This window comes from Halobacteriovorax sp. GB3 (assembly GCF_028649655.1).
Taxonomy (GTDB): domain Bacteria; phylum Bdellovibrionota; class Bacteriovoracia; order Bacteriovoracales; family Bacteriovoracaceae; genus BSW11-IV.
This window is the reverse complement of sequence record NZ_JAQSLN010000009.1, coordinates 1-4,873: the sequence shown is the minus strand read 5'-3', so window position 1 is coordinate 4,873 and position 4,873 is coordinate 1. Positions and strand designations below refer to the sequence as shown.

2 rRNA genes are annotated in these 4,873 nt (G+C 49.9%); both read right to left on the bottom strand.

The window, feature by feature from the left end:
* Positions 1 to 49 precede the first annotated feature (49 nt).
* Positions 50 to 2,971, bottom strand: a 23S ribosomal RNA gene (locus HBN50_RS17565).
* A 165-nt stretch (positions 2,972 to 3,136) separates the two neighbouring features.
* Positions 3,137 to 4,691: ribosomal RNA gene (locus HBN50_RS17560) — 16S ribosomal RNA — on the bottom strand.
* The 16S and 23S rRNA genes sit together here, the layout of an rRNA operon.
* Between the last annotated feature and the right edge of the window lie 182 nt (positions 4,692 to 4,873).

The following is a 4,873-nucleotide window of genomic DNA, read 5'->3' as shown; positions in this document are numbered from 1 at the left end:
CTTTAACACTGACAAAACAGAATCAAATAGAAGTGAACCTAAAGAGACTTAAATAAAGCAAAAAGACAAATTAGTATCGCTCAGCTCAACACATTACTGCGCTTACACCCGCGACCTATCAAGCTCGTGGTCTACAAGCTGTCTTGTGGAAATCTTATCTTAGGAGGGGCTTCCCACTTAGATGCTTTCAGCGGTTATCCCTTCCGAACTTAGCTACCCGGCGATGCAGCTGGCGCCACAACCGGTACACCATAGGTTCGTCCAACCCGGTCCTCTCGTACTAAGGTCAGCTTCCTTCAAATTTCCTACGCCCACGGAGGATAGAGACCGAACTGTCTCACGACGTTCTGAACCCAGCTCGCGTACCGCTTTAATAGACGAACAGTCTAACCCTTGGGACCTGCTCCAGCCCCAGGATGCGATGAGCCGACATCGAGGTGCCAAACCTCCCCGTCGATGTGAACTCTTGGGGGAGATCAGCCTGTTATCCCCGGAGTACCTTTTATCCGTTGAGCGATGGCCCTTCCACTCGGAACCACCGGATCACTAACACCGTCTTTCGACCCTGCTCGACTTGTTTGTCTCGCAGTCAAGCTCCCTTATGCGTTTACACTCTACAGCCGGTTTCCATGCGGCCTGAGGGAACCTTTGTGCGCCTCCGTTACTCTTTAGGAGGCGACCGCCCCAGTCAAACTGCCCACCAGACATTGTCCCCCGACCCGATCAGGATCGTAGGTTAGGATTCCAATTAACAAAGGGTGGTATTTCAAGGTTGCCTCCTTCTACACCGGAATGCAGATATCAAAAGCTCCCACCTATCCTACGCAATGTTAATCGAAACCCAATGCCAAGCTACAGTAAAGGTTCACGGGGTCTTTTCGTCCTTCCGCGGGTAGCGCGTATCTTCACGCGCACTCCAATTTCGCTGGATCTCTAGTTGAGACAGTGGGGAAGTCGTTACGCCATTCGTGCAGGTCGGAACTTACCCGACTAGGAATTTCGCTACCTTAGGACCGTTATAGTTACGGCCGCCGTTTACTCGGGCTTCAATTCAGAGCTTCTCTTGCGATAACCCCTCCTTTTAACCTTCGAGCACCGGGCAGGCGTCAGTCCATATACTTCCTCTTACGAGTTTGCATAGACCTATGTTTTTGATAAACAGTCGCTACCCCCTTTTCACTGCGACCCCCGATAGCTCCATCAGCAAGTGATTTCACCGTCAAGGGCGTGCCTTCTCCCGAAGTTACGGCACCAATTTGCAGAGTTCCTTAACTAGAGTTCATCCAAGCGCCTGAGGATTCTCTCCTCATCTACCTGTGTCGGTTTACGGTACGGATTAATAACATTCTCCATGCGAAGCTTTTCTAGGAAGCATAGGATCACAAACTTCGGGCAAGCCCTCGTCATCACGTCTCAGAGTTAACAGCATCGCGGATTTACCTACGTTGCCCCCCTACACGCTTAAACAGCCATCCAACAGACTGCTTTGCTACCTTTCTCCGTCACTCCTTCATGTCAAACGAATATTACTAAGTACAGGAATATTAACCTGTTACCCATCGGCTACGCCTTTCGGCCTCACCTTAGGATCCGACTAACCCTGGGCGGAGTCACCTGGCCCAGGAACCCTTAGATTTTCGGCGGGAGTGATTCTCACACTCCTTATCGCTACTCATGTCGCCATCAGCTCTTGTGGGACCTCCAGCACTCCTTATCAGTATGCCTTCATCGGTAAACACAATGCTCTCCTACCACTCTTTCGAGTCCGTAGCTTCGGTACGTATCTTTAGCCCCGTTACATTTTCGGCGCAGAACCACTAGTCCAGTGAGCTATTACGCTTTCTTTAAAGGGTGGCTGCTTCTAAGCCAACCTCCTGGATGTCAGAGTAGTTCCACAACCTTTCCCACTTAGACACGATTTTGGGACCTTAGCTGACGGTCTGGGCTCTTTCCCTTTTGACTATGGACCTTAGCATCCATAGTCTCACTGCCTGATATTACTTAACGGTATTCTGAGTTTGATATGGTTTGGTAAGCTGGTGAGCCCCCTAGCCAATTCAGTGCTGTACCCCCGTCAGTATTCGTCAGACGCTGCACCTAAATGCATTTCGGAGAGAACCAGCTATCACGGAATTTGATTGGCCTTTCACCCCTACCCACAAGTCATCCCAACAGTTTTCAACCTATATGGGTTCGGTCCTCCACGAGGTTTTACCCCCGCTTCAACCTGCTCATGGGTAGCTCATCCCGTTTCGGGTCTACGACATGCTACTAAACGCCCTATTCAGACTCGGTTTCCCTACGGCTACACCTGCAACGGCTTAACCTGGCAACATATCGTAACTCGGCGACTCATAATGCAAAAGGTACGTGGTCATGCTTTACAATAGCACTTCCACCGATTGTAGGTACATGGTTTCAAGTTCTATTTCACTCCCCTTATCGGGGTTCTTTTCATCTTTCCCTCACGGTACTTGTTCACTATCGGTCAGTAGGTAGTATTTAGCCTTGGAGGGTGGTCCCCCCAGATTCAGACAAGGTTTCACGTGCCCCGTCCTACTCAGGATACTTCCAGGCCTTTCAAAATTTCGGATACGAGACTTTCACTCTCTTTGGTGCAACTTCCCAGATGCTTCTCCTATCTATCAAGGTCCCTTATGAAGTCCTACAACCCCGGTCAGTAAACTGGCCGGTTTGGGCTATTCCACGTTCGCTCGCCGCTACTGGCGGAATCTCTGTTGATTTCTACTCCTGCAGGTACTTAGATGTTTCAGTTCCCTGCGTTCGCCTGGAGATGGCTACTTTACTCACCATTCCATGATGCCTATCTCTAGACACCGGGTTTCCCCATTCAGGTATTCTCGGATCAATGCCTACTTGCTGACTTCCCGAGACATATCGCTAGCTAGTATACGCCTTTCATCGCCTCCTACTGCCAAGATATCCACCATGCACCCTTAGTAGCTTTATCTAAGTTACTAATGACACAAATTTAATTTTTGTCTTGGTTTTCTCTTTAGGTTCTCGTCTTCTATCTGATCCTGTTATGTTAATGTTAAAGATCTATTAAAGTGAAAAAAGAATCCTTGTCATTTAAGACGTTGACCAGAATAGAGCTTAAAGCTCGCTTCCTTTAAAAGGAGGTGATCCAGCCCCAGGTTCCCCTAGGGCTACCTTGTTACGACTTCACCCCAGTCATCGATCCGACCGTAGACGCTCCCCTCTCGAAAGTTAGGGCCACGGCTTCAGGTAAGATCAACTCCCATGGTGTGACGGGCGGTGTGTACAAGGCCCGGGAACGTATTCACCGCGGCGTGCTGATCCGCGATTACTAGCGATTCCAACTTCATGGAGTCGAGTTGCAGACTCCAATCCGGACTGAGATGCACTTTTTGTGATTTGCTCACCGTCGCCGGGTCGCTTCACTTTGTATGCACCATTGTATTACGTGTGTAGCCCTAGACATAAGGGCCATGAGGACTTGACGTCATCCCCACCTTCCTCCCGGTTAACCCGGGCAGTCTCTCTAGAGTGCCCAACTTAATGCTGGCAACTAAAGATAGGGGTTGCGCTCGTTGCGAGACTTAACCCAACATCTCACGACACGAGCTGACGACAGCCATGCAGCGCCTGTCACCGAGTTCTCCGAAGAGCACAACAGATTTTAGTCCGTCTTCTCGGGATTTCAAGCCTAGGTAAGGTTCTGCGCGTTGCTTCGAATTAAACCACATAATCCACCGCTTGTGCGGGCCCCCGTCAATTCCTTTGAGTTTTAGTCTTGCGACCGTACTTCCCAGGCGGTGCACTTAATGCGTTAGCTTCGACACGGAAGGGGTCAATCCCCCCATATCTAGTGCACATCGTTTACGGCGTGGACTACCAGGGTATCTAATCCTGTTTGCTCCCCACGCTTTCGCGCCTCAGCGTCAATACACGTCCAGGAAGGCGCCTTCGCCTCTGGTGTTCCTTCGCATCTCTACGGATTTTACCCCTACATGCGAAATTCCCCTTCCCTCTCCGTGATTCTAGATAACCAGTTCCAGACGCAGTTTCGGGGTTGAGCCCCGAGATTTCACATCTGGCTTAATTATCCGCCTGCGCGCGCTTTACGCCCAATAAATCCGAACAACGCTTGCACCCTTCGTATTACCGCGGCTGCTGGCACGAAGTTAGCCGGTGCTTCCTCTGAAGGTACCGTCAAATCAAAGGCCTATTGGACCCTTGACCATTCTTCCCATCTGACAGAGCTTTACAACCCGAAGGCCTTCCTCACTCACGCGGCATTGCTGCGTCAGGCTTTCGCCCATTGCGCAATATTCCCCACTGCTGCCTCCCGTAGGAGTCTGGACCGTGTCTCAGTTCCAGTGTGGCTGATCATCCTCTCAGACCAGCTATGCATCGTCGCCATGGTAGGCCGTTACCCCACCATCAAGCTAATGCAACGCAGGCCCATCTTACAGTGAATGCTTCCAAGGAGAGGCATCCTTTCTAATGATATTTCCAAATTCTCATTACGTATGCGGTATTAATCCGGGTTTCCCCGGGCTATCCCCCACTGTAAGGCAGGTCACCTACGTGTTACTCACCCGTGCGCCACTCTACTCACACCCGAAGGTGCTTTCTCGTTCGACTTGCATGTGTTAGGCATGCCGCCAGCGTTCGTTCTGAGCCAGGATCAAACTCTCCAAGCAAAATATTTAAAAGAATAAATCTTTAATTTAGTGCCTGAATCATCCCGACTAAAACTCGTTAAAAGTTAAAGATCGGTTTCGACTATTCAGCTAACAACTACAACATTAAACAACATCAGCAGCTGAAGATTCAGTTACGTCGAATACTTACCGTCTTAAACTCTAAGGATTCTTTCTCATCT